The organism is Helicobacter sp. MIT 11-5569 (assembly GCF_000765695.2).
GTDB lineage: Bacteria > Campylobacterota > Campylobacteria > Campylobacterales > Helicobacteraceae > Helicobacter_D.
This window is the reverse complement of the sequence record NZ_JRPB02000009.1, coordinates 42,414-65,138: the sequence shown is the minus strand read 5'-3', so window position 1 is coordinate 65,138 and position 22,725 is coordinate 42,414. Positions and strand designations below refer to the sequence as shown.

The 22,725-nt window shown below is 34.8% G+C and carries 24 protein-coding genes; 9 read left to right on the top strand and 15 right to left on the bottom strand.

Going from position 1 to position 22,725, the window contains the following annotated elements:
* Positions 1–32: 32 nt before the first annotated feature.
* From coaE to LS70_RS07895, 6 genes are all read right to left on the bottom strand, one after another.
* Positions 33–626: a dephospho-CoA kinase gene (gene coaE / locus LS70_RS07920; RefSeq protein WP_034290605.1), complete on the bottom strand. Its 594-nt coding sequence runs from the start codon at positions 624–626 to the stop codon at positions 33–35.
* The gene (locus LS70_RS07915; RefSeq protein ID WP_034290607.1) at positions 623–1,426 is read right to left on the bottom strand and encodes a spermidine synthase; all 804 of its coding nucleotides are present in this window, start codon (positions 1,424–1,426) and stop codon (positions 623–625) included. The genes coaE and LS70_RS07915 overlap by 4 nt, the downstream gene beginning before the upstream one ends.
* Before the next feature lie 85 nt (positions 1,427–1,511).
* Entirely contained in the window at positions 1,512–2,042 is a 531-nt protein-coding gene (locus LS70_RS07910; protein WP_052083428.1) for an META domain-containing protein, read from the bottom strand.
* 23 nt (positions 2,043–2,065) lie between these two features.
* The gene (locus LS70_RS07905) at positions 2,066–2,932 is read right to left on the bottom strand and encodes a SurA N-terminal domain-containing protein (RefSeq protein WP_201273980.1); all 867 of its coding nucleotides are present in this window, start codon (positions 2,930–2,932) and stop codon (positions 2,066–2,068) included.
* A 57-nt stretch (positions 2,933–2,989) separates the two neighbouring features.
* The gene (locus tag LS70_RS07900) at positions 2,990–4,345 is read right to left on the bottom strand and encodes a M20/M25/M40 family metallo-hydrolase (protein WP_034290611.1); all 1,356 of its coding nucleotides are present in this window, start codon (positions 4,343–4,345) and stop codon (positions 2,990–2,992) included.
* Positions 4,345–5,010 carry a 3-methyladenine DNA glycosylase gene (locus LS70_RS07895; RefSeq protein WP_034290613.1) on the bottom strand — a complete coding sequence of 222 codons (666 nt, stop codon included), beginning with the start codon at positions 5,008–5,010 and terminating at the stop codon, positions 4,345–4,347. Before LS70_RS07895 ends, LS70_RS07900 begins: the two co-directional genes overlap by 1 nt.
* A gap of 106 nt (positions 5,011–5,116) precedes the next feature.
* Between LS70_RS07895 and LS70_RS07890 the strand changes: the two genes are divergently transcribed.
* The 6 genes from LS70_RS07890 (at position 5,117) to LS70_RS07865 (ending at position 10,813) form a co-directional block, all read left to right on the top strand.
* A complete protein-coding gene (locus LS70_RS07890) occupies positions 5,117–6,199 on the top strand; it encodes an NAD(P)-dependent alcohol dehydrogenase (RefSeq protein ID WP_034290615.1) in 1,083 nt (360 codons plus the stop codon).
* A gap of 12 nt (positions 6,200–6,211) precedes the next feature.
* Positions 6,212–7,213 (top strand): LLM class flavin-dependent oxidoreductase, encoded by a 1,002-nt coding sequence (locus LS70_RS07885; RefSeq protein ID WP_034290617.1) that lies wholly within the window; start codon positions 6,212–6,214, stop codon positions 7,211–7,213.
* Positions 7,213–8,205, top strand: a complete 993-nt coding sequence (mutY, locus tag LS70_RS07880; protein ID WP_034290619.1) for an A/G-specific adenine glycosylase — start codon at positions 7,213–7,215, stop codon at positions 8,203–8,205. The genes LS70_RS07885 and mutY overlap by 1 nt, the downstream gene beginning before the upstream one ends.
* Positions 8,206–8,316: 111 nt before the next feature.
* Positions 8,317–8,700, top strand: a complete 384-nt coding sequence (locus LS70_RS07875; RefSeq protein ID WP_034290621.1) for a hypothetical protein — start codon at positions 8,317–8,319, stop codon at positions 8,698–8,700.
* Positions 8,697–10,376, top strand: a complete 1,680-nt coding sequence (locus tag LS70_RS07870; RefSeq protein ID WP_034290623.1) for an FAD-binding oxidoreductase — start codon at positions 8,697–8,699, stop codon at positions 10,374–10,376. The genes LS70_RS07875 and LS70_RS07870 overlap by 4 nt, the downstream gene beginning before the upstream one ends.
* On the top strand, positions 10,373–10,813 hold the full coding sequence (locus LS70_RS07865) for a c-type cytochrome (protein WP_034290625.1): 441 nt from the start codon (positions 10,373–10,375) through the stop codon (positions 10,811–10,813). Before LS70_RS07870 ends, LS70_RS07865 begins: the two co-directional genes overlap by 4 nt.
* A gap of 85 nt (positions 10,814–10,898) precedes the next feature.
* Here the strand turns inward: LS70_RS07865 and LS70_RS07860 are convergent, their stop codons facing one another.
* From LS70_RS07860 to LS70_RS07840, 5 genes are all read right to left on the bottom strand, one after another.
* Entirely contained in the window at positions 10,899–11,945 is a 1,047-nt protein-coding gene (locus LS70_RS07860) for an acyl-CoA dehydrogenase family protein (protein ID WP_034290627.1), read from the bottom strand.
* Positions 11,945–12,475 carry an OsmC family protein gene (locus LS70_RS07855; RefSeq protein ID WP_034290630.1) on the bottom strand — a complete coding sequence of 177 codons (531 nt, stop codon included), beginning with the start codon at positions 12,473–12,475 and terminating at the stop codon, positions 11,945–11,947. The genes LS70_RS07860 and LS70_RS07855 overlap by 1 nt, the downstream gene beginning before the upstream one ends.
* A 78-nt stretch (positions 12,476–12,553) precedes the next feature.
* Entirely contained in the window at positions 12,554–13,303 is a 750-nt protein-coding gene (locus tag LS70_RS07850) for an ABC transporter ATP-binding protein (RefSeq protein ID WP_034290633.1), read from the bottom strand.
* A complete protein-coding gene (locus LS70_RS07845) occupies positions 13,300–14,046 on the bottom strand; it encodes an ABC transporter permease (RefSeq protein WP_034290636.1) in 747 nt (248 codons plus the stop codon). The genes LS70_RS07850 and LS70_RS07845 overlap by 4 nt, the downstream gene beginning before the upstream one ends.
* 2 nt (positions 14,047–14,048) lie before the next feature.
* On the bottom strand, positions 14,049–15,011 hold the full coding sequence (locus tag LS70_RS07840) for an ABC transporter substrate-binding protein (protein ID WP_052083429.1): 963 nt from the start codon (positions 15,009–15,011) through the stop codon (positions 14,049–14,051).
* A gap of 272 nt (positions 15,012–15,283) precedes the next feature.
* Between LS70_RS07840 and LS70_RS07835 the strand changes: the two genes are divergently transcribed.
* Positions 15,284–15,928 carry a DUF305 domain-containing protein gene (locus LS70_RS07835; RefSeq protein ID WP_034290638.1) on the top strand — a complete coding sequence of 215 codons (645 nt, stop codon included), beginning with the start codon at positions 15,284–15,286 and terminating at the stop codon, positions 15,926–15,928.
* Between the two features lie 13 nt (positions 15,929–15,941).
* On the opposite strand, the gene LS70_RS07830 is transcribed toward LS70_RS07835, so the two are convergent.
* On the bottom strand, positions 15,942–17,336 hold the full coding sequence (locus LS70_RS07830; RefSeq protein WP_034290640.1) for a DUF2972 domain-containing protein: 1,395 nt from the start codon (positions 17,334–17,336) through the stop codon (positions 15,942–15,944).
* 113 nt (positions 17,337–17,449) lie between these two features.
* Between LS70_RS07830 and luxS the strand changes: the two genes are divergently transcribed.
* Together luxS and ligA are read left to right on the top strand one after the other, a co-directional pair.
* Positions 17,450–17,935 carry an S-ribosylhomocysteine lyase gene (luxS, locus tag LS70_RS07825; RefSeq protein WP_034290642.1) on the top strand — a complete coding sequence of 162 codons (486 nt, stop codon included), beginning with the start codon at positions 17,450–17,452 and terminating at the stop codon, positions 17,933–17,935.
* Positions 17,932–19,968, top strand: coding sequence for an NAD-dependent DNA ligase LigA (gene ligA / locus LS70_RS07820; RefSeq protein WP_034290644.1), 2,037 nt, complete (start codon positions 17,932–17,934; stop codon positions 19,966–19,968). Before luxS ends, ligA begins: the two co-directional genes overlap by 4 nt.
* Positions 19,969–19,979: 11 nt before the next feature.
* Here the strand turns inward: ligA and LS70_RS07815 are convergent, their stop codons facing one another.
* The 3 genes from LS70_RS07815 to LS70_RS07805 all read right to left on the bottom strand — a co-directional run bounded on the left by LS70_RS07815 (position 19,980) and on the right by LS70_RS07805 (position 22,613).
* Entirely contained in the window at positions 19,980–21,461 is a 1,482-nt protein-coding gene (locus LS70_RS07815) for a saccharopine dehydrogenase family protein (RefSeq protein WP_034290646.1), read from the bottom strand.
* 85 nt (positions 21,462–21,546) lie between these two features.
* A complete protein-coding gene (locus tag LS70_RS07810) occupies positions 21,547–22,032 on the bottom strand; it encodes a hypothetical protein (protein ID WP_034290649.1) in 486 nt (161 codons plus the stop codon).
* Complete coding sequence (locus LS70_RS07805; protein WP_034290653.1) at positions 22,029–22,613, bottom strand: hypothetical protein; 585 nt, start codon at positions 22,611–22,613, stop codon at positions 22,029–22,031. The genes LS70_RS07810 and LS70_RS07805 overlap by 4 nt, the downstream gene beginning before the upstream one ends.
* Positions 22,614–22,725: the final 112 nt, after the last annotated feature.

The window sequence follows — 22,725 nt, the reverse complement described above, 5'->3', positions numbered from 1 at the left end:
AATGATTTCATCAAACAAAACTAATTTAAATTTTAAAATTTTGGTAAGTGTTGTTGTAGATAATATTCTAATTTTTGTTGTAAAGATTCCAAACTTTCACAATTATCAATCACATAACTTGCTTTTGCACGTTTTTGTTCCAATGGCATTTGTGCATTAATGCGTTGTAATGCTTCTTCTTTGCTAAATCCATTGCGCTTTTGCAAACGTGAAATCTGTAATTCTTGTGTCGTTGCAATCAACAAAGAATGCGCAATGGGATAATTATTTTTCTCAAAGAATAAAGGAATATCCACAAAATATGGAATCCCTTTTTCTTCTTCTTGTTTTGCAAGCCTTAAAATCTCTTGCTTAATTTTTGGGTGCAAAATATCTTCTAGCTTTTTGCGCAAAGTCGTATCATTAAATACAATTTCACCAAGTTTTTTGCGATTAATCTTTACATTTGTATCTAGGATTCTTTCTCCAAATACTGCAATAACTGCATCTGTGTTTTCGTCTAAAATTTTATGCGCAATGGAATCCGCACAAATAACCTGATAGCCATAGAGTTTAAGCAAAGATGCTACAGTGCTTTTACCACTTCCTATACCCCCGCTTAACGCAATTGCGTATTTTAAACTCAATTTTTAGCCACTCCAAAGAGTGCAGATTTTACTGCTTTTGGAAGCACAAATGCACTTAAATGCAAATTTGCATGGTAATAGCGCAAATCATCTAGCATATCCGCTCTTTGCAGTTGAATATCAGCCATTGGGTGATAAAGCTTAGAGGCAAAAATATAGCAATCCTGCAACACAGACAATGGCGCAAAAAATGGCATTTTTACACTAAAGTCTTCTAGGGATTCCAATAATGCCTTTACCTCATTCGTCTCCAATAAAATATGCGGAGATTTAAGCACCAAAATTCCATCATCATTTAGCAATTTTGCATAAGAATTTGCATTACTATTAGAATTGCAAAGCACTATAATATCGTATTTTGCACGCTCTTCTTGTGCATTTTGCTCCAAAAACTCTTCACTAAGCTGAGGGATAAGTTGGAATCGTTCTGCTTCCATCACTTCTTTGTAATGCGGCAAGAAACTAATTAAAGATTCCAAAACCTTTAAGTCAAATTGCAAGAAATCAACTTGCACTTCATCATGTCGCAAAAACTCAAACGCTAATTCTAAATTAAAGCTCCCGGCAATTAACACACGCTTAGGATTCTTATGCGAACAAACACTAAGATGTGCGAGCAATTCACTTTGCACAAAAAGCATATTTTGTAACAACAACCCTTCATCAAGTAAAGCAATTTCTCCAAAAGCTTGAGAGTTAAATAACTCTAATGTATGCTTTGAACCCTTAATCTCTAATAGTTTGCGCTCTATTTTATATTCTTGTTGAAATTTATCATTATAGGATTTTGTAACCCACATTTATAGCCTTTATAATTCTTTAAGCCTTTGTAGGCTTTTGGAAGCCTATTGTAACTTTGATAAATTTTTCTTTAAACTTACACGCTTAGTCTAACACTAAATAAAAATCCTTGCCTAAAAAGAAAATTTTACCCATTTTGTTATCTTCTTTAACAACCAAAACTTTTGTGCTTGCATTTAAGAAATGCTCAACTAGCATTGTTTCATTTTTCATTGTTGCTTCATCACACATTTTGCGTGTCATTCCTGCGTTTCCAACTTTTAAGATTCCATCTTTTAGCGTGTAAGCTCCAAAGAAATTGTTACAACCAAAACTTCCATTCACCATTCCTTTTTCAAAGCGCATACTATAATTACTGTCTGCATCGCTTTTTAGCGGAGTTACGGTGTGTTTGTAGCTGTATGCACTAATATTCCATACTTTTTGGGATTCCAAAATTTTATTATAATCTGTATCATCACAATTTCTTGCTGTATTTGTGCCTTCGTTATAGCACTTTACAGATTGTGGATTATTAGGAACAATATTATACTTTTCTTGTTTATTTGAACATCCCATCATTACCAAAGCCGTTAAACTTATTGTCAAGATTCCTAGTTTTTTTATAGTTTGCATTCTTATCCCCTTATTCTATATTTTTAATTTAAGCGCACAATATTGACTTTTGCATTTGAGCGCAATTTTTCAAAATACTCATAAATAACGTAATTTTCTTTATGCTGCATAATTTTTTGCAAAGCAATGTTACGCGCACTCTCATAAGGTAAAAGAACTGGATTGTGCTTGCCTTTAATCAAAAATGTTACATAATCTTCTCCAATAGGAAAAATCGGTGTGAATCCCCCTACTTTTCCTTGCACAAAAGATAAAACAATTTGCGGATTTAATGCCGCAGTTTGCAACACTTCATTTTCTTGTTTAACATTCCCTGCAACAACCTTTCCCCCACTTTGGATTAAACGCTCAATCGCAGCACTATCTTTGCTATAAAACTTTATCGCATCAATACTTTGCGGGATTAAAAATTCACGTTGATTAGCATTATAATACTCACGCACTTCTTTATCATCAACCGTTCTTAAACTTTCTTGCGTAATGCTTTGATACAATTTGCGCTTTAGAACTTCTTTTTTAATATCTTCTTTATAAGTCGCCCAGCTGCCACCATTACCTTCTACATATTGTCTTACTTTTTCAGGTGTTGTTTTATTTTGTTTAGCAACCCTTTGGATTTCATCTTCAACTTCTAAATCATTTACACTAAGTCTGCGCTTTTTAATCTCTTCTTCGTGCAAACGCTCATTAATTAATCGATCCACCGCAACATCTTGTGAGATTTTCTCACGTTGCTGCATTCTATAAAGCTCAATCAAAGTTACAGGATCACCATTGACAAAAAATGCTACCCCGCTTACCAATGAAGGCGCAGCTAAAGATACACTTGCCATTGTAACACTAAGTGCCATACTTGAAATAAAAATCTTCCATTTAAAGTGATTTTGCATCATAAATTCCTAAATCTAAATTTTGCGCCATTGTATCAGAATCTCTTTTGCGTTTGGCTAAATCGCGTCAAATCTTTTTAAAATCTCTTTTAAGATTCTGTCAAATTGCACAAAACTTTCCATCTCTAATCGCTCTTGTGTAGAATGCGGATTTAAGATTGTTGGACCAATAGAGACAAAATTGATTTTTGGATATTTTTGTTTTAAGATTCCACATTCTAAACCCGCGTGAATCTCTTTTAAGCAAGGATTTTTTCTTTGTGTTTGATAAATCTCCCATACTTTTTGCACCAATATATTCTCTTCTTTTTCCCAAGGAGAATAATAATCTTGAACTTTTACGCTAAATCCTAGATTGCCCAATTTTATTTTTTCTTGTTCTAAATGCTCTAACATTAGAGATTCTACATTTCCCCTACCCATTGCGATAAGATTAAAAATGATTGTATCTTTTTGCACACTTTGGTTTAGGATTCCAATATTACTAGATAGAATCGGCATATCCTCACGCATTACAAGCGCACCATTTTTAAGGCTTAAAATCGCTTCTAGCAAGAGTTTTGCGTCAAAATAATAAGGATAGGATTCTGTAATTTGTGCATTAAATTGTGTGGTATTTTTTAGGATTTTTTCACAATCTTGCAATTTCTCTTGTGGAATCGCAACGCAAAAATCTACACCAACAGGAATAGAATTTCGCTTCTCCCCTCCACTAAACTTAACAATTAATGCTCCGCTATTAACTAAATCTTTTGCTAACTTAGCACCTTCAATAATTGCATTAGGAATATTTTTGTGAATCATAATTCCACTATGCCCACCAACAAAACCTTTAGATTCTAACTTATAAAACACGCAATTTTGTGGAATCTCTAAAAGAGATAATGTAATTTCACCCTCTAAATCATATCCCCCAGCACAACCACAAACAACTTCATCAATCTCTTCACTATCACAATTTAGCATGGATTCTGCCTGTAAATTTAACGTGATATGATTTGCACCCACCATTCCAATTTCTTCATCATTGGTAAATAAACACTCAATATTCTTACAATCTCTTAATGCAAGCAACATACAAGCCACAGCTACGCCATTATCTGCACCCAAACTAGAATCCTTAGCGCAAAGATAAGATTGATGATTTTCTGTTATAAATTCTGGAATCACACTAAAATGTGCATTTTTAGAAACATACACCATATCATAATGCCCTTGTAAGCACAATTTTGGCTTTCCTTTGACACAATGGATATTCCCAGCATTATCCCATTTTACATCTGCGCCACTTTTTTGCGCATATTGTATAATCCACTCTTTCAACGCTTCTGTATGTTTACTCGCATGTGGAATCTTACAAATTTGCAAAAAGACTTCCAACGCTTCTAGATTTTCTTGATAATTATTTTGCATCATTTCTTCCTTAAATCTTTAGAATATTCTACAATTTTGCCATGAAACCTTGCATATAAAAGATTCAAAGGAATCGCAAAGCCATATAACGCACAAACTTTTGCATAATTTTCTACCACACCTTGCATTAGCCATTCTTGCATTGCTTCATAGGATTCCAACGCATAGCCAAAACTCTTTAGCAAACGATAAGTATAAGCATCTGCAACCATCACTTCACGCCCTAAAGCATAGTTTAAAATCGCATCACAACTCTCACTTCCGATTCCTTTTTGTGCAAGCAACCATTCCCTATCTACATTCCTACAAAAACTTGCATAATCCCCAAAATCTTTTAAAAGATTTGCACACAATGCTTGCAATCTCAATGCTTTTTGACGAAAGAATCCAACATTTTTCAGCATTTCTTGCAAAACTTCCAAAGGCAATTTTGCTAAAGATTCCACATCTAATACATTATGTTCTTTTAGCTTCTTTAGAGCAATCTCTACTTGTTCCCAACGTGTATTTTGCACCAAAATTGCCCCAACCACCACTTCAAAACTCAAAGCATTTGGCCACCACCAATACCTACTATCATCACTCTTATAGGTAGAATCTATACTAGGCAATAAGTTTTTGTGTTTTAAAAACTCTAATAGCGCAAAACTATCTGATATTTCCATAATTTATGATTCTCACTTTTTGCTTTACTAAAATTGTATGCAATTTTATCAATATTTTAAACGATTAAAGCATATAATTTTAAATCTACAAACACAAAGGATTGCTATGCAAGATTTTAAAAATATTCCCCTAGGGCAAAGAATTCCAGCATTTGGCTATGCAGTAAAAGACAAAGATTCTAAATTTGAAAAGTTTTCTTTCACGCGACATCCTATGGGAGAAAATGATATTGTTATTGAAATTTTATTTGCAGGAATCTGCCATAGTGATATTCATTCTGCACGCAGTGAATGGCATGATGGAATCTATCCTATGGTTCCAGGACATGAGATTGCAGGAAGAGTTGTTGCAGTAGGAAACAAAGTGAGCAAGTTTAAAGTAGGCGATTATGCAGGAGTTGGCTGCATGGTGAATAGTTGCGGGGAATGCGATGCTTGTAAAAGAAGTCAAGAGCAGTTTTGCGAAAATGGCAAATGCGTTTTTACTTATGATTGCAAAGATTGCTTTCATAATAATGAACCTACTTATGGTGGATACTCTAATAATATCGTTGTCAATGAACATTTTGCAGTTTGTGTGCCACAAGATGCTCCTTTAGAAAAAGTCGCACCTTTGTTATGCGCTGGAATCACAACCTATTCTCCCCTTAAATTTAGTAGAGTGAAAAAGGGAGATAAAGTTGCTGTTGCAGGATTTGGAGGGCTTGGAGTTATGGCAGTAAAATACGCCTTAGCAATGGGAGCTGAAGTGTATGTTTTTGCACGCAACAAAAAAAAAGAAAAAGAAGCGCAAGATTTAGGAGTTACAAAACTTTTTGATAGCACACAAGGAGTCAAAGAACGCTTTAACCTCATCATCTCCACAATCCCAACTGCATATAATCCTATGGAATATGTTAATCTTTTAAGCTTTGGCGGAGAACTTGCTATTGTTGGACTTCCACCAAGAGAAGTAAGCCCAGATATTAATATTACAAACTTAGTCTTTAACGCAGGGCGCAAAGTTTATGGCTCTCTAATTGGCGGAATGCAAGAAACACAAGAAATGCTAGATTATTCCTTAAAACACAAAATTTATCCTGAAACACAAATCATTAGTGCTGATAAAATTGATGAAGCTTATGAAAATCTAACAAGCGGAAAAGCGAAATTCCGTTATGTGATTGATATGCAAACATTAAAAGACTAATAAGGAAAACTAATGAAAAGTGGAATCTTTGAACTCATTGAAAACTGGGAGAATAACGAGACTTCTGCAATTTCTGATGCAATGGAATTGCTCGAATATGCAGATTCTTTAGGCTTTGATGAAGCATGGATTGGGGAACACCATTTTAATAATTTTACACTTTGTCCTGCACCTATTGCGCTTATGAGCCACGCTCTAGCACGCACAAAAAATATTAAAGTTGGTTCTGCTGCAATCTTACTTCCCCATTATCACCCTATTAAACTTGCAGAAGAAATTGCTACATTAGATTTGCTAAGCAAAGGACGTTTTTTATTTGGATTTGGACGTGGGGCATTCCCTATTTTTGATATTGCAATGGGAAACAACCCAACAAACAACCGCAAAATTATGCTAGAAAATGCAGAGATTATCCATAATTTGCTTTTTAAAGACCAAGTGCAATTTGAAGGGGAGTTTTTTGATATTAATCATGTTTCAATACGCCCACACCCTAAGGGATTGATTCCCTTTTTTGTCGCAAGTTTAGATGTAGAAACATTAAAAGATGCTGCAAAACGCGGTTATAACTTCTTAGGAGCTTTTACGCTTAGACTTGAACATGCAAAAGAAATTTATGAGCTTTTTATGCAAAATGGAGCAACAAAATCTTTTGAATTTGCACTAACACGTGCAATTTATATCGACAAAGAAAGAAGTAAAGCAGAAGAAAAAGCGCAAATTGGTGCGGATATTTTCTCTCAATGTATGTTGCGCGCTAATGAAGCAAACCCAACATTTGAAGCTATTATCAAAGCTACAAATTATGAAGAATTTAGGGCAGAATTTTTCAGCAAAGATAGAATTTTAGAGAATATGATTATTGGCACTCCGCAAGACTGCTTAGAACAAATTTTAGAGTTAAAAAAACAAGTGCCTATCACAACACTTTCTTTAAAATTACTTTCTTCTAAACTTGAAGATTCTAAAGAGATTTTAAAACTCTATAAAGAGCATATTATCCCACATCTCTAATGGAATCCCAAATTACAAAACTCCAAAATAGCCTTCTTGTTTGGTATTGCTCAAATGGACGCCATTCTCTCCCTTGGCGTAACAAAACGATTCCAAACCGCGCTTATGCAGTGCTAATTAGTGAAATTATGCTACAACAAACACAAGTTAAAGTTGTTTTAGAGCGTTATTTTTTTCCATTTTTAGAGAAATTTCCAGATTTAGAAACTCTAAGTCAAGCAACAGAAGAAGAAGTTTTACGCCTTTGGCAAGGGTTAGGCTACTACACACGTGCTAGAAACTTACAAAAGCTTGCAAAAATCTGTGCAAAAACAGGATTACCCAAAGAAGCAGAAAGTTTGGTTAAACTTCCCGGGATTGGTGCTTATACCGCAGGAGCTGTGGCGTGCTTTGGTTATAATCAATGCGTGAGTTTTGTAGATTCTAATATTAAGCGCATTTTAATTCGTCTTTTTGCATTAAAGAACCCTGCACAAAAGATTTTAGAAGAAAAAGCAAGGCTACTTTTAAACAAAAAAGATTCTTTTAATCACAATCAAGCCTTATTAGATTTAGGAGCATTAATCTGCACTGCAAAATCACCAAAATGCGAAATTTGTCCAATCTCTAAATTTTGTCAAGGAAAGAATCATTTGCAAGCTCTCGCGACAAAAAAACAAATGCGGAATCTTAAAAAATCTCTGTATCTTGCAATTTGTATTAAGGATTCCAAAATTGCTCTTGTAAAAAGCACACAAAAGCTATATTATGGGCTTTATAATTTCCCAGAAATTTTGCAAAAAGATTCCACAAAACTTCAAAATATCGGAATCTTAAAACACGCCTACACAAAATACAATCTAAGCGTGCATTGCTATATCGTTCCACAACATATTATTGCTAATTCCAAATTTAAGTTTTTCCCTCTTGATGCTTTAAGCACTCTTCCACTCTCTTCTTTAGCTTTAAAAGTGATAAAACTCTTAGAAGTAAAGAGTCTTTTAAAACCCTAATACACACTTTAAGATATTATTAAATTTTCCAGTTGTATAATTTCATACACATTTTAGTTAAATAAATTTTAACTTTTTGTTAATGATTTTCCCAATGTTAAAGGAGAAGTTATGCCAAAAATTTCTCGTAGAAATTTCTTAAAAAGCTCGGCTGCCATCGCCTTTGGAATCTCAAATTTAGACGCACAAATATTAGAACTTCCACAGCAAACAAATACCAAAATCACATATTTTATCAAAGATTTAATGTGTAATGCAGATTTAAATGGCATACGAGCCGACAAAATTTTGGAAGTCAATGGCGATATACGCACAATTTATAGTGATTTAAAAGTTGCCTTACAAAGTGGCGCAATCATTGGAAGCATCAGCAGTGAAGCAACCTTTTTTGTGATTAGCACAATGGCGGCAGATTATGGATTGCGCGTTGCTTACAACACAAAATCTAGTGAGGCACGCACTTGGATACTCGCACCAAAAGGAGTTATATTATGATTCTACCTATCAATGTAAAGCAAGAAGATTTTATTGCTGCACGCAATAAATTTGAAAAGGCTATTGGTAAGCAATGGGTTTTTCAAACAGAAGAGGATTTAGCGTTATACAGAGATGCTTACTCTCCACAATGGGACGATGATGATGAGCCTATTCCCTCTCTTGCATTAGCTCCTAAAAGCACTCAAGAGGTTCAAGCAATTGTAAAAATTGCAAATGAATTTAAGATTCCACTTTTTCCAATTTCTACGGGCAAAAATCTCGGCTATGGGAGTTGCGCTCCAAACCGCAGAGGCGATGTTGTTGTTGATTTGAAGCGTATGAATAAAATCATTGAAGTTGATGATAAGCGCAACTTTTGCATCGTAGAACCCGGTGTGAGTTATTTTGATTTATACGAATATGTTGAAAAACACAATCTCAATGTGTTTTTAGATATTCCAGACCCGGGTTGGGGTTCTCCTGTGGGCAATGCACTAGACCATGGTTGGGGATATACTATGGGTATGTATAGAGACCATTTTGGCTCGCATTGCGGTATGGAAGTTGTGCTCGCAAATGGCGAGGTTTTGCGCACAGGAATGGGAGCATTACCCGGTGCGAAAACCTTTGCAGAAAACAAATATGGCTATGGTCCTTATGTAGATGGATTGTTTTCGCAATCTAACTTTGGAATCGTAACAAAAATGGGATTTTGGATGATGCCAAAGCCAGAATATTATCTGCTTTTATCACTCAAAATGAAAAGGCGTGAGGATTTAATCCCAGCTGTTGAGATTCTAAACTACTTAGAAGATAGCTTTATCGTAGGTTGGCCTCTCTATCGCAGCCCGCTAAATCCACCACACGGCAAGGCTATGGATTCCGAACTCAAAAGCTATTTGACTTCTAAGAGAGGAATGCCTGACTTAAACAAAATTACAAATTACGCCTTAAAAAAAGACATTCCTTATTGGCAAATTGATATTCCAATTTATGGTTGCAAAGAAACCTGCTATGCAAATATGAATTATGTGAAAGAACGATTTAAAGTTATCAAAGATGCGAAAATCGACATTGTTCAAGAATTTGCATTGCCAATGACACTTGAGCAAAAAACTGCGATGAAACACAAAGTAAGTCTTGGGATTCCAAATATGGAGATTTTTTGGCTTAGCACAAGGGGAGAATCCTTAGAACCAAGTGATGGACATGTGTGGTTTTCTCCTATTATTCCACGTGATGGCAAAGAGTTGCTTAAATGCCAAGATGTTTATATTCAAGTTTTCCATGATTTAGGTATGGAATCTCCTATTACACCTTTTGCACACCCACGAAGTTGGATGTATCGTGCATTTTGCTTTATGCTTGCGTTTAATAATTCACGCACAGACCAAGAGCATAATCTCAAATTGCGTAACGCCTACCGCACAATGGTAAAAGTAGCAGCAGAAAATGGCTGGGGAGATTATCGCGCTGCACCGACATTCCAAGATGATGTAATGAACGCATATTCTTTTAACAACCACGCATTGCTTCGTTTCAACGAGCAGCTTAAAGATTGCATTGACCCTAATGGAATTTTGGCTCCCGGTCGTGGCGGAATCTATCCTAAAGATGCAAGAAACCAACGTTTTTCAAACAACAAACTTGATGCTGTTGCTCTAAAAAGCCTAAAACAAGGAGATAAAAAATGAAAAAACAAATCATTGCGTTATGCGCACTCACATTGTTAGGATTTAGTGTAGCTAATGCGGATTCTAAAGAATGGTTGCCAAAAGGAGAAGGCGTGGGCGTTTTTGAATATGTGCCAAACTCTCCAAAGTCTCCCGCTGCATATTCTACTATCAGCACAAAAACCTTGACCAATTCACAGAAAAAGGGACAGCAAATTTATAGTAAATGGTGCATGCCTTGTCATGGCGTAGGAATGCCCGGCACAAACGCTTTAGAAGTCACTTATCAAGGGCTAGGAGTCCCCGCACTTTTAGAGGATAGGACGGATTTAAGCGCAGATTTGGTTAGCACATTTGTGCGTTATGGCAAACATTCTATGCCTTTTTTTCGTAAAACAGAAATCTCTGATGAAGAATTAAAATTCTTAGGCGATTATTTAAGCCGCAATGTAAAATAAACCTCCCCACTTTTGGTGGGAGATTCCAAAATTAGTTATAGCTATAATTTTTATAATATAATGAAGTCGCGATCTAGAAAAACTTCTATACTTTTCCTAAAATCTTATTGATATGCTTAAGAGAAGGAGTAACAATCGCCGCAAAATAAGATTCCACTAATAATTTAGAAACATTAGAATCTTTTAGATAACCTTTTGTTCCAGCAGATAGCATAGCAATTTGTGCCACTTCTAGCAATAATGTTGCTCCCTTGCTCTTAAGTTCTAAAATTTTATGAAAAAAACTTTCACTTTCATCATAAGGTGTTTTTGCTAAATACAATGCTTCTTGTTGTATTTTGTCGCGTTGCTCTTTAATTTCTGCAATATTTTGTAAATTCCCATAAGGCAAATATGCGTTAATTCCATTTTTGGAATCTTGATATTTTTCTAAAACTGCAATAGCATTTTCTAAAAGTCCCAATACGATTCCAGATTGCATAAGCACAAATCCGGGCATGATTTTTTGAGAGACTGCATTAAAAGAATGGCTAATCACTAAAGCATCTTCTAAAAAATAATCCTTTAGCACCACCGCAAATGTCCCAGAACCCTCTAAACCTATAAAATGCACATCTTCTTGTAATTCTAATTTATCAACAACACAATGCACGATTCCAAAAATAAAATTCTCATTTTCTTGTGCAATCACACCAAAATAATGTCCATAATCTAAATTTGAAACCCAAGGCAATGTTCCATTTAGCACATATCCACCTGAAACCTTAACTGCTTTTATTTTCACAGATTCTATTCTGGCAAAAGATTTAATAGGATTTGACAAACCTGTGCCACCTAGAACTTCACCCAAACTTGCCTTTTCAAACAACTTCTTGTTATCACTATGCAACAAATACCACGCAAGCGCATTTTGACACCATACGCAAAAGCCGGTATTTCCACACACTTTAGACACTGCATAAATGGATTGTATGGCTTGTTCTAAACCCAATTCTTTTTGTTCTAAAAAGCTAGCATAAGTTCCAGATTTTCCTAAGTTTTCTAAAATTTCTTTGGGATAGAATCCTTGATGAATATGTGTTAATCTAGCTTGCAAACTCCTTAGAGTTTGCTCTAAAAGTGCTGTTTGCATTATTTCACCTCTAAATTAACAGCCCTTAGAATCGTATTTGCTACTGGAGAATACTTCGTTGCATGCGCAATTAGTGCATCTTGTGTTTCTTTATTTGCATTAGATTCTAAAATCACTTTAACGCGCACATCTGTAAAGCCTAGAGGTTTATCTTTGTTTAAATCTCCTGTTCCCCAAACTGCCGTAATGTTTAAATCCCCTTCTAATTCTAATTCTAATTTATGAATCACAATATTTTGCGCAATTGCATTTGCATGAATTCCCACAGCTAAACAGCTTCCAAGTGCCGCTAATACCGCTTCGCTAGGATTTGGAGCAGTATCATCTCCTAAAAGTGTTGGTGGCTCATCTACAATATATGCAGGTAAATTTCTAATATAATTTGCATGGCGGAATTTTCCCTCCGCAACAGTTTTACATTTTAAAGTTTTAATCACATCAGGATTCGCTTTACCTGCTTTAATCAACTCTTCTAAACCCTTTTTATCAATAGGGTCTAATCTTGTGCAACTTGTTTGAACAACTTCCATATTATTTTCCTTTTATGTGAAATTTCTAGGATAAATCCTAGAGTCTTTGGAATCTGAAAATTCCAAAGAATTTAAGATTTAAATCGAATAATCTTGCACAAAACGATAAGTTTCTAAATATTCTGCAATTTCTCTTTTTAAGCGCAAAAACTCTAAAGAATTTCTATCGCTTTTATCAACCCTTACTTCAATATCTGCTACAACCTCTCCCGGATTTGGCTTTAAGATTACCACTCTATCTCCTAAATAAATCGCCTCTTCAATATCATGCGTTACAAAAATCATTGTTGTTTTAAGATGCTGTTTAATCTCTAAAAGCTCATTTTGCAACGCATTGCGCGTAAAATTATCTAATGCAGAAAATGGCTCATCTAAAAGCAAAATTTTTGGCTGCACACATAAAGCCCTAGCTAAAGCCACCCTTTGTTTCTGTCCCCCGCTAAGTTGTGCTGGAAAACGCGTAGAAAACGTTTCTAAATGCACAATTTTTAAATATTCCTTTGCGAGACTTTCACACTCTTTAACCCCTTGTGCTTGCAATGCAAATTTAACATTCTCTAAAACATTTAACCAAGGAAGCAGCGCATAATCTTGAAAAATTTTAATACACGCGCTAGGCTTTGTTTGTTTAGCAAAGGTTTGATTTTCGATTCTAATCTCACCTGTATCAAAAGTTTCAAAACCTCCAATAATATTTAAAAGTGTTGTTTTGCCACAACCACTAGCACCCAAAAGCGTAATAAATTCTCCTTTATTGAATGTAAGATTGACATTTTGCAATGCCGCATAATCTGTATAATGCTTAGAGATATTTTTTAAACTTATCATCGCAAACCTCCCAAGCGTTTTTGTATCCATTTTTCTAAAAAATCAAACAACATAGTAATCACAAAGCCCAAAGCCCCAATTACAAGCATTGCAACAACAACCATATCAATCCGAATCAAATTGCGTCCATCAATGATTAGATATCCAAGCCCACTTTGGATTCCAAGCATTTCTCCTGCTACTAAATGAATCCACGCAATAGAAGCAGCAAGCTTAAGTCCGCTAGAAATATGCAAAAATGCTCCGGGAATAATAATTTTTCTAAAAATTAATCCCTCACTTGCTTGAAAATTTTTAGCCATTACAAGTAATGTAGGATTAATTTGCCTAACTCCTGCAATGGTTAAAAGCAAAAGCGGGAAAAATACTGCATAGCAAATCACAAAAATTGCTCCCACTTCCCCAATCCCGAACCAAAGCACAACTAAAGGCAACCAAGCAATCGGAGAAATCGGGCGTAAAAGCTGAATAAAGGGCTCTAAGACAATCTGCACGCTTTTGAATCTTCCTAAAAATAATCCAAGAAAAATCGCTAAGATTCCACCAATGATTAATCCCACACAAAAGCGCACTAAAGAATCTATAATACTTGTTTGCAATCTTCCGCTTTCTAAAAGCTCGATAAAACAACTCCAAATCTCACTCACTTGTGGCACATTAGAATCCTTTGTGGCAACTTCCCAAAAAAATAAAAACCCAACTAAAACAATACCGGATAAAAAATACAAGACTAATTTTTGCATAACTACCCCAAATACGCATCTACAAAAGTAGAATCTACAAAATCTTTAAAAGCAATCTCAAATGTATCCACTTCATAGTTTTTAATATCTTGCAAAGTTTGCTCTAAATCCTTCTCTTGTAATTTAAGATTCTTATACACAATGCGTTTATCTTGTGTTAAAAGATTTTCAAGCAATGCAGGCTTCTGTCCAAAAAACTTCAAAGATAATTTTGAGGCTTCTTGTGGATTTTGGTTAATAAAATCTGCTGTGGTAAGAAAATCTCCTAAAAGTGTTGAAACTTCATCGCTCCTTTGCTTTAAAACAGAATCGTGAAAAGCCAAAACACAGCAAATATGGTCATTAATAATCTGATGGGAAAGAATAAACATATCTGCGATTTTTAGCTCTTCTGCTTGTGCGCAAAATGGCTCTGCGACAATAAATGCGTCAATACTATTAGAATTTAGCGCAAAAATCATCTCTGTAGGTGGCATATCAATAAGTTTCACATCTTTAGGAGTTAAACCCCCTTGCTCTAGTAGATTTCCCAACAATAAATAATGCGTTGAAAAACGGCTTGGAATCGCAATTTTTAAACCTTTAAGCGCAGAAATATCTTTGTTTTGCAACACACCTTTTTTAACCACCAAAGCAGACCCATTACGATGTGCTGCTAAAATCGCTTTAATATCTAGCCCTTGTGATTTTAATTTTAAAGCAAGCGGGGTTAAAATCAATGCTCCATCAATGCTTTTACTTCTAAAGGCTTCACTTAAATCTGCCCAAGATGAAAATTTTACAGGAATAAAATTACTTTTCTTTAGTTCTTTTGCGATGATTAAGAGATGGTCAGCAATTGGCAAATAACCTATTTTTAGGCTTTTAAAATCGCTATCACCGATTTTTTCACCACTTGAGCAAGCATTTAACACTAATGCTGAAAGCGTCAAACTTGATACTTGCAAAAAATCTCTTCTTGTCATTATAAACCTTGATAAATAAAAATCATTAACTTTTGGCGTGATTATAGCATATAAATTTAAAATACATATTGTATTTATATAAATTATTAAAAGAAATGAAAAAATATCTTTTTTTGTTACTTTGTGTTACTTCTGCCATAGAGTTTTTATGATTTTAAGAGATTTAACTATGGGTTTTAGGAAATTATATTTTACGTTTTCATTATTTAATGATTTAACTTTTTTTATTACCATTACAGAATATTTTTAAAAATTTCTTAAAAAGGATAACAATGAAAACTATGACTTACTCACTTATTCTAGCAGCAGCTCTAGCTAGTGTTGCTCTAGCGCAGCCACAGCATCATTCTTCGCATTCCTCTATGCAAATGCCACATAACACTCAAGGGATTTCAGCAACTATTATACAATCTATGCACCAACCCATGATTGAAAACGCCACTATAAAAAGCGGGAGTGCTGATAGGGATTTTTTAAGCAATATGATTCCACACCATCAAGGAGCAATCCTTTCTTCAGAAGTTTTACTAGAAGTTCCTAATTTAGACCCAAAAATCCGTAAAATCGCTGAAAATATTATAACAACACAAGAAGAAGAAATTAAATTTTTTAATTCTTTGCTCAACACGGAATCTTTTTTGGAAAATTCTAATAAAAAAGCCTATGAAAACTTTTGCAATGCAAGCCAAAAAGCTATGGATTCTATGATGAAAGAGATGAATAAAGTCTATGATAATAATCCACAAAAAACTTTCTTAGCTGGAATGATACCGCATCACCAAGGCGCAGTTATTGCTTCAAAAGAGATTCTAAAAATCACAAATAATGCAACGATTAAAAAAATTGCCGAAAATATTATTAAAGCGCAAGAGCAAGAAATAGCAGAAATGGAGAATCTTTTAAAAGGAATGGAATAATAAATTCCACTCCTTACTTCATATCACTTTTATCTTCTGCACACATTGCTTTAAACTTTGCATAATATTTCCAAGACTTAATAATATCTGGACGCTTTTGTTGCAGATACTCAAGATGTTGTTCTAAAGCTTGTTCAAACTTTCTTCTTAAAAATTTTCTGTTTTGAAAATATTCCAATATATCATCAGGAGTTAATATTTTTGCTCTTTCTTCTTCTTTCTTTGCAAATAAAGCTTTAACAAACTGCCCTAAATACTCTTTTAATAATTTTTGTAAATTCACATTTTGGGATAATTCTTGAATATATTGCTCCTCAACTAGAATAACAACAGGATTAATGCTCTCTTTAAAAAATATTTTTGTAATATCTTTTTTATCCTTTTGTTCTTCATAGCAAGTTGTAATTGTAATTGGAATCCCTCCTTTTAGATTACAACTACTTAAATCATTAGTAAAACCTTGTTTTAATTTTTGAAAATCTAAAGGATGCACATAAAGCGTCAAAGGAAGCAAAAATTGAAAATCAGCTACTCTGCGCGCAAAAAATTCTTTATCGCAATCTTTTGGAATCTTAATCTTAAAATACTTTGCAAGTTTCACCATAGTATCGCGCGCTTTATCACCTATAATTTCCTTCATATCTATTTGATAAATATCCTTAATATTAATACAAGACTTAATAAGCTGGCTATCATGAAAGCACATCATTTTATCATGAATCCAAAATGGCAGAGAATCAACAACAGGCAATGATTTGATATTCATAAAAAATCCATATCCTACGCGATTTTTCAAAACTTCTGATGGACTACAAGTCAGATTAAATAAATTTCCAAAATCAACTTGTCTTCTATGACAAATATAATTTTTTAACATTTCAACAGGATCACGCACAAGGTTAATTGCAGGTTTTTGCGGAATCAGAGCAAAATACTTTTGATAATCTCCCCTAAAAGCATAATCAGAGACTAATAGGTAAATAAATGCCCCCCCCCCCGCAGCTTTAGCATTTATAATTCTTGTAAAAGCACTTACATAAAGATCTCTTGCATCAACATCATAAAATTCTTCACAATAGATTTCCACACCTCCACACTTTTTCAAAAATGCTGTTAAACCTGTCGAGCCACAACCATGACTTCTAAGAAAAACCATATCAATATATGGCAAAGGCAAATTTAGTTCCCAAGCAAGACGTGGCGGCATCTTTTCGTAATTAATCATTTCAGGATTCATTAAAGGTGGGTAAGGGTGCTTAGCATATTTCTCTTGAAACGCACTAGATTGAATCCAAGAAATAATAGAATCTTTATTATCCACCATTGCTTGAATCACAGCAGGGTTAAATCTCCCCATTTCAACCACGCCATCTAATGCTTCATATAATTCCTCAAATGCTTTTTGCATAATTGCACCTTCTACTATAAATCTTGCCATTATATAGATAAAATGCTTATTTAACTGTAAATTTCAAGGAATTGTGCTAGCATTACGCTTTATTTTAATCATAAGGAATCCCTATGCCACTTTTAGATAGTTTTAAAGTCAATCACGAAATTATGCCTGCACCTGCTGTGCGTCTTGGGAAGGTTATGCACACTCCAAAAGGTGATGAAATTTGTGTGTTTGATTTGCGTTTTTGCAAGCCAAATATTGAAATTTTAAGCGAGAAAGGAATCCATACTTTAGAGCATCTTTTTGCCGGTTTTATGCGTGAGCATTTAAATGGAGGTGGAGTAGAAATTATTGATATTTCACCAATGGGGTGTCGCACAGGATTTTATATGAGCTTAATTGGCAAACCAACTCCACAAGCAGTGCGTGATGCATGGGAAAAAAGTATGCAAGATATTCTTAAAGTTAGTGAGATTCCGGAGGCAAATTCTTTGCAATGCGGAACTTATAAAATGCACTCTTTGCAAGAGGCGCAAGAAATTGCCAAAAACACATTAGCCAAAGGAATTGGCATTATGGATAATGAAGCACTCAAACTTAATCTAAAATGACTTTAGAATCTTATTTAAAAGCAGTTTCAAAACTCAATTTATGGGCAAAGCGCTATTATGTGCTAGATGACCCTATTGCAAGCGATGAAGAATACGATGCGCTTTATCATCAAGTTAGAGATTTTGAACTGCAAAACCCCAAACATATTGCCCCAGATTCTCCCACCCAGCGCGTAGGTGATAAGGTATTAGAATCCTTTAGTAAATCTACGCATATCCAAAGAATGTGGAGCTTAGAAGATGTATTTAGCAATCAAGAAATGCAAGAATGGATAGAGCGCATTTTACGCGGGAGCAATCAGGATTCCTTATCTTTTTTTGTTAGCCCCAAATTTGATGGTGCTAGCTTAAATCTGCTTTATGAAAATGGAATCTTAGTCAGTGCTGCAACAAGAGGAGACGCATTTGTAGGAGAAAATGTAACACAAAATGCACGCACGATTCCAAGTATTCCTTTAAGTATTGCTTATAAAGGGCGCATTGAGATTCGCGGAGAATGCGTGATTGCTAAGCAGGATTTTGAAAATCTCAATCAAGAGCGTTTGCAAAAAGAAGAAAATCTCTTTGCTAATCCACGCAATGCTGCTGCGGGAAGTTTGCGTCAGCTGGATTCTAAAATCACTGCGAAGCGTAAATTGCAATTTATTCCATGGGGTGTAGGTGCTTGTGATATAGCGGATTTTATGCGCTTTGCAAAGGATTCTAATTTGCGAGATTCTAATGCACAATCTAATCTCTTTCAACACAATCTAAATCCAGATAGTTTCTTTGAACTCATGGAACAAATCTATGCTTTAGGATTCCAAAAATCCCCATTTGTAGAACTTTGCAATGATTCTAAAAGTATTCAAGATGTTTATTTGCACTTGATTAATGAGCGTGATTCTTATCCAATAATGCTAGATGGAATGGTTGTGCGCGTAGATTCTATTGCTTTGCAAGACAAGCTTGGTTTTACAATTAAAGCACCGCGTTTTGCGTGTGCTTATAAATTCCCAGCGATTGAAAAAAGAGCTAAATTATTAGGAATCACTTTGCAAGTAGGAAGAACAGGTGCGATTACTCCTGTTGCGGAGCTTGAACCTATAAGGATTGAGGGGGCAAAAGTAAGCCGTGCGACTTTGCATAACTTTGATGAAATTGCCAAAAAGGATATTCAAATCAATGATTCTGTGATTGTGATTCGCAGCGGTGATGTGATTCCAAAAATTATTAAATCTTTGCCTGCTTTGCGTGATGGGACGCAATTTATCTACCAACCACCTACTAAATGCCCAATTTGTCAGAGTGAATTATTGATTGAGGAAAAGCTCCTTAAATGCCAGAATCTTAATTGCGAAGCGCGCGTGAAAAATTCTATTATTCATTTTGCTAGCAAAAAAGCACTCAATATTGAGGGTTTGGGAGATAAAATTGTTGAGTTGTTATTTGATACGAAAAAGATTCAAAGCATTGAAGATATTTTTATGCTTAAAGCGAGTGATTTAGAAGGCTTAGAGGGATTTAAAGAGAAAAAAATTAATAATTTATTACAAGCGATTGCTGCTACGCGCGGAGTGGAGCTTTGGCGTTTTATTAACGCACTTGGAATCGAGCATATTGGCGAGGGTGCAAGCAAAAAACTAGCAAACACTTTTGGGTTAGAGTTTTATCAAAAAAGTTTTGAAGATTTTATCGCTCTTGATGGATTTGGCGAAGAAATGGCAGCTTCTTTAGAAGAGTTTTGTAAAGTCAATCTTGAACGCCTTTTAAGGCTTTTAGAGCTTATTTCTCCAACTTGCACAACACAAAATACGATTTATGATTCTAAAATCAAGGATAAAATTTTTGTGATTACAGGCACACTTCCCAAAAAACGTGAGGAATATCAAGAGCTCCTAGAATCGCTAGGAGCGAAGGTTAGTAGTAGTGTTTCTAAAAAAACAGATTTCTTACTTTGCGGAGAAGATGCAGGTTCAAAACTCACAAAAGCGCAAGAATTAGGAATAAAAATCATCAACGCACAAGAATTACAAGCATTACTAGAATCTTAAGTTTGTGTTATTTATTTTCTCCCGTCTTCTAAAACTTTTATTTTTCCATCCGATTCTATTTCACACACAACATAAGGGAGACCTTGCAAGTTTAGTTCAGCCATAAAAGAATCAGGGTCGTTTTGCTCCATATTCCAAACACCACTTCCATGATTAGAATCAATCCCTTGATACTCCCCTCCTTGTGGCATATCACTATTATTTGCATGATTTGGTGTTTTGGGTTGATTTAGCCCCCATTTATCTTCACAAATGAGCTTTGCTCCAATCATTGCTGGCACACCTGTCGTATAGCTCACCCCTTGCGCATTAACTTCTTTATAACAAGTCTCGTGATTACAAATATTATAAATATAAATTGTGCGTTCCTTTCTCTCTTTTATCCCCTTTATATAGCAGCCAATATGCGTTTGTCCTTTTGTGCGACTTGCAAGACTTGCAGGATCTGGAAGAAGTGTTTTAAGCACTTCAATAGGGACGATTTTCCCTCCCTTATGGCTAACTTCATCAATCCGTAAAAAGCCAATATTTTCTAACACTTTCATATGCGTAAGATAACTCTCACCAAAAGTCATAAAAAAGCGGATTCTTTGCAAACCTTTAATATTGCGGATAAGCGATTCTAGCTCTTCATGGTAGAGTAAATAACTATTCTTCACACCAACTTCTGGATAATCCCACTCTTTCATCAATGCCAAAGGGGCAATATCTCGCCACTGCCCATTAAAATAGGATTCTACTTTTAAGTCTTGTGTATTTGAATCAAGCTCAAAATGTTTTTCTTCTCTTTCAAATTTACGATAAATTGTATCTTGTTGCAAATCAGGATTAAGTGCTAAGTCTGTTTGCGAAACAAGGCTTTTAGATTCCATATTAGAATTTTTAGCATTTTTTGTCCAATAGCGTGCTTTAGAACTGACTTCACGCAAATTAATTTCTGGATTAAAATTTGTCGCAAACGCATAACCATGATCTCCTGCGTTGCAATCTAAAATATCAATGCTGTGAATTTCATCAAAATAATGCTTTTGCGCATACGCACAAAATACATTTGTAACTCCCGGGTCAAAGCCACTGCCCAAAAGCGCAAAGATTCCAGCTTGTTTATAGCGTGTATCAAACGCCCACTGCTCTTTATACTCAAAATGTGCAGAATCTGGGTGCTCATAATTTGCAGTGTCAAGATAATGTGTTTTTGTCCTAAGACAAGCTTCCATAATACTTAAATCTTGATAGGGCAATGCGACATTGACTACAAGTTTTGGGTGATATTTTTCAATCAAAGCAACAATGGATTCCACATTATCCGCATCTACTACATCAATTTCAATCTCGCCTAAACCTTTAAAACGAATAGAATCGGCGATTGTTTTGCATTTACTAAGAGTGCGCGAAGCAAGCACAATGTGTGAAAATACATCACGATTTTTTGCCATTTTGTGTGCCACCACACCCCCTACGCCACCTGCTCCAATTTGCAAAACCGTTGCCATATCAATCCCTTTAAGTTAAAATGCGCAAATTTTACAAGATTTTACTTTAAAAATGTAAATCCTATTTTATTTATCTGCTTACACACTATTCTTTGATTAAATACTCTTGTGTAACACAAATGGAATCATCTCCAATTGTTACTAAAGCTTCACTTTGATAACGCCCTTGTTTTTGAATCTCAAAATACTTACTCTGCCATAATCCATCTACAAGCTCTCCATTACCCAAAGTTTTATCTTCTTTTGTTGTATTTGGGCGTGTTAAAAAAAACTCAACTTTAGCTTCTGTTATGATTTTTTCATCTATTTTATCACTAATGCGCAGAAAAATTTGTCGAAAATTATTAAGATTCCTATCTTGTATGCTTTCAAAAGCAATATTATATTGCCTCAATAACCTAGTGCGCATCTGTGCGATTGCATTTGCATTTTCATCGATATATTGTGAATTTTGCTGGCACATTCCTTGTAATTCTACTGGATTTGAAATTGCTACTTTAAGCGTTAAAACAATAAGCCCAACAACAACCATTGCAAGTAAAAAAATTCCAAGTGGCCAATAGTTTTTCATCCTCTTCTCCTTAAATACACAAATACAAATAACAACAATAATACAAATAACATTACATACAATAAAGTGCGCACCGCAATTTGCACACCTTTATTTTGTTTAGGAAAACTATGTTCTAGCTCTACATCATGATATTCTGCGATTCTATCTGCAATATCCACAAAACCATTTAATAAAAATGCAGAGATATTCTGCGGAGTTAATTCATCATCTTTTTTAGGAATCAAGGAAACAATATAATCCCAATACACTTCCTTTTTATCAAACATTTTTTCTGCATCTGCACTTGCAATAATATTAATCTTCTTTTCAAACTGAGCAAAAAAAAGCAGCACATAGGGATTTTTAAGATTTCGTATGAAGAATTGTTGTTTCTCTTGAAGATTTTTACTTCCTAAATTCTCAAGGGCAACAACATATAAAGAAACTCCAGTTTTTTCATAAACTTCACTTGAAAGAATCTCAATAAAACCAACCGTCTTATCAATAAGTTGGTTTTGATTCTCTAATACATAAGGTTTGGCAAACATAAATGTGCAAAAAAATAGGGAAAGAATCCCTACTTTTAAATACTTTGACATCAATTAGCCAACAAAAAGAAGCATATCAGGAATAAAAACAACTGCAATAGACACAATAATTGCAACAATATGTGCTGCAAAAAGAACTTTTTCTAATCCACTATATTTAATC

Coding starts and splice junctions, on each gene's coding strand:
- LS70_RS07915 (WP_034290607.1), bottom strand. CDS start 1,426: ATGTGGGTTACAAAATCCTATAATGATAAATTTCAACAAGAATATAAA.
- LS70_RS07910 (WP_052083428.1), bottom strand. CDS start 2,042: ATGCAAACTATAAAAAAACTAGGAATCTTGACAATAAGTTTAACGGCT.
- LS70_RS07905 (WP_201273980.1), bottom strand. CDS start 2,932: ATGCAAAATCACTTTAAATGGAAGATTTTTATTTCAAGTATGGCACTT.
- LS70_RS07900 (WP_034290611.1), bottom strand. CDS start 4,345: ATGCAAAATAATTATCAAGAAAATCTAGAAGCGTTGGAAGTCTTTTTG.
- LS70_RS07895 (WP_034290613.1), bottom strand. CDS start 5,010: ATGGAAATATCAGATAGTTTTGCGCTATTAGAGTTTTTAAAACACAAA.
- LS70_RS07890 (WP_034290615.1), top strand. CDS start 5,117: ATGCAAGATTTTAAAAATATTCCCCTAGGGCAAAGAATTCCAGCATTT.
- LS70_RS07885 (WP_034290617.1), top strand. CDS start 6,212: ATGAAAAGTGGAATCTTTGAACTCATTGAAAACTGGGAGAATAACGAG.
- mutY (WP_034290619.1), top strand. CDS start 7,213: ATGGAATCCCAAATTACAAAACTCCAAAATAGCCTTCTTGTTTGGTAT.
- LS70_RS07875 (WP_034290621.1), top strand. CDS start 8,317: ATGCCAAAAATTTCTCGTAGAAATTTCTTAAAAAGCTCGGCTGCCATC.
- LS70_RS07870 (WP_034290623.1), top strand. CDS start 8,697: ATGATTCTACCTATCAATGTAAAGCAAGAAGATTTTATTGCTGCACGC.
- LS70_RS07865 (WP_034290625.1), top strand. CDS start 10,373: ATGAAAAAACAAATCATTGCGTTATGCGCACTCACATTGTTAGGATTT.
- LS70_RS07860 (WP_034290627.1), bottom strand. CDS start 11,945: ATGCAAACAGCACTTTTAGAGCAAACTCTAAGGAGTTTGCAAGCTAGA.
- LS70_RS07855 (WP_034290630.1), bottom strand. CDS start 12,475: ATGGAAGTTGTTCAAACAAGTTGCACAAGATTAGACCCTATTGATAAA.
- LS70_RS07850 (WP_034290633.1), bottom strand. CDS start 13,303: ATGATAAGTTTAAAAAATATCTCTAAGCATTATACAGATTATGCGGCA.
- LS70_RS07845 (WP_034290636.1), bottom strand. CDS start 14,046: ATGCAAAAATTAGTCTTGTATTTTTTATCCGGTATTGTTTTAGTTGGG.
- LS70_RS07840 (WP_052083429.1), bottom strand. CDS start 15,011: ATGACAAGAAGAGATTTTTTGCAAGTATCAAGTTTGACGCTTTCAGCA.
- LS70_RS07835 (WP_034290638.1), top strand. CDS start 15,284: ATGAAAACTATGACTTACTCACTTATTCTAGCAGCAGCTCTAGCTAGT.
- LS70_RS07830 (WP_034290640.1), bottom strand. CDS start 17,336: ATGCAAAAAGCATTTGAGGAATTATATGAAGCATTAGATGGCGTGGTT.
- luxS (WP_034290642.1), top strand. CDS start 17,450: ATGCCACTTTTAGATAGTTTTAAAGTCAATCACGAAATTATGCCTGCA.
- ligA (WP_034290644.1), top strand. CDS start 17,932: ATGACTTTAGAATCTTATTTAAAAGCAGTTTCAAAACTCAATTTATGG.
- LS70_RS07815 (WP_034290646.1), bottom strand. CDS start 21,461: ATGGCAACGGTTTTGCAAATTGGAGCAGGTGGCGTAGGGGGTGTGGTG.
- LS70_RS07810 (WP_034290649.1), bottom strand. CDS start 22,032: ATGAAAAACTATTGGCCACTTGGAATTTTTTTACTTGCAATGGTTGTT.
- LS70_RS07805 (WP_034290653.1), bottom strand. CDS start 22,613: ATGTCAAAGTATTTAAAAGTAGGGATTCTTTCCCTATTTTTTTGCACA.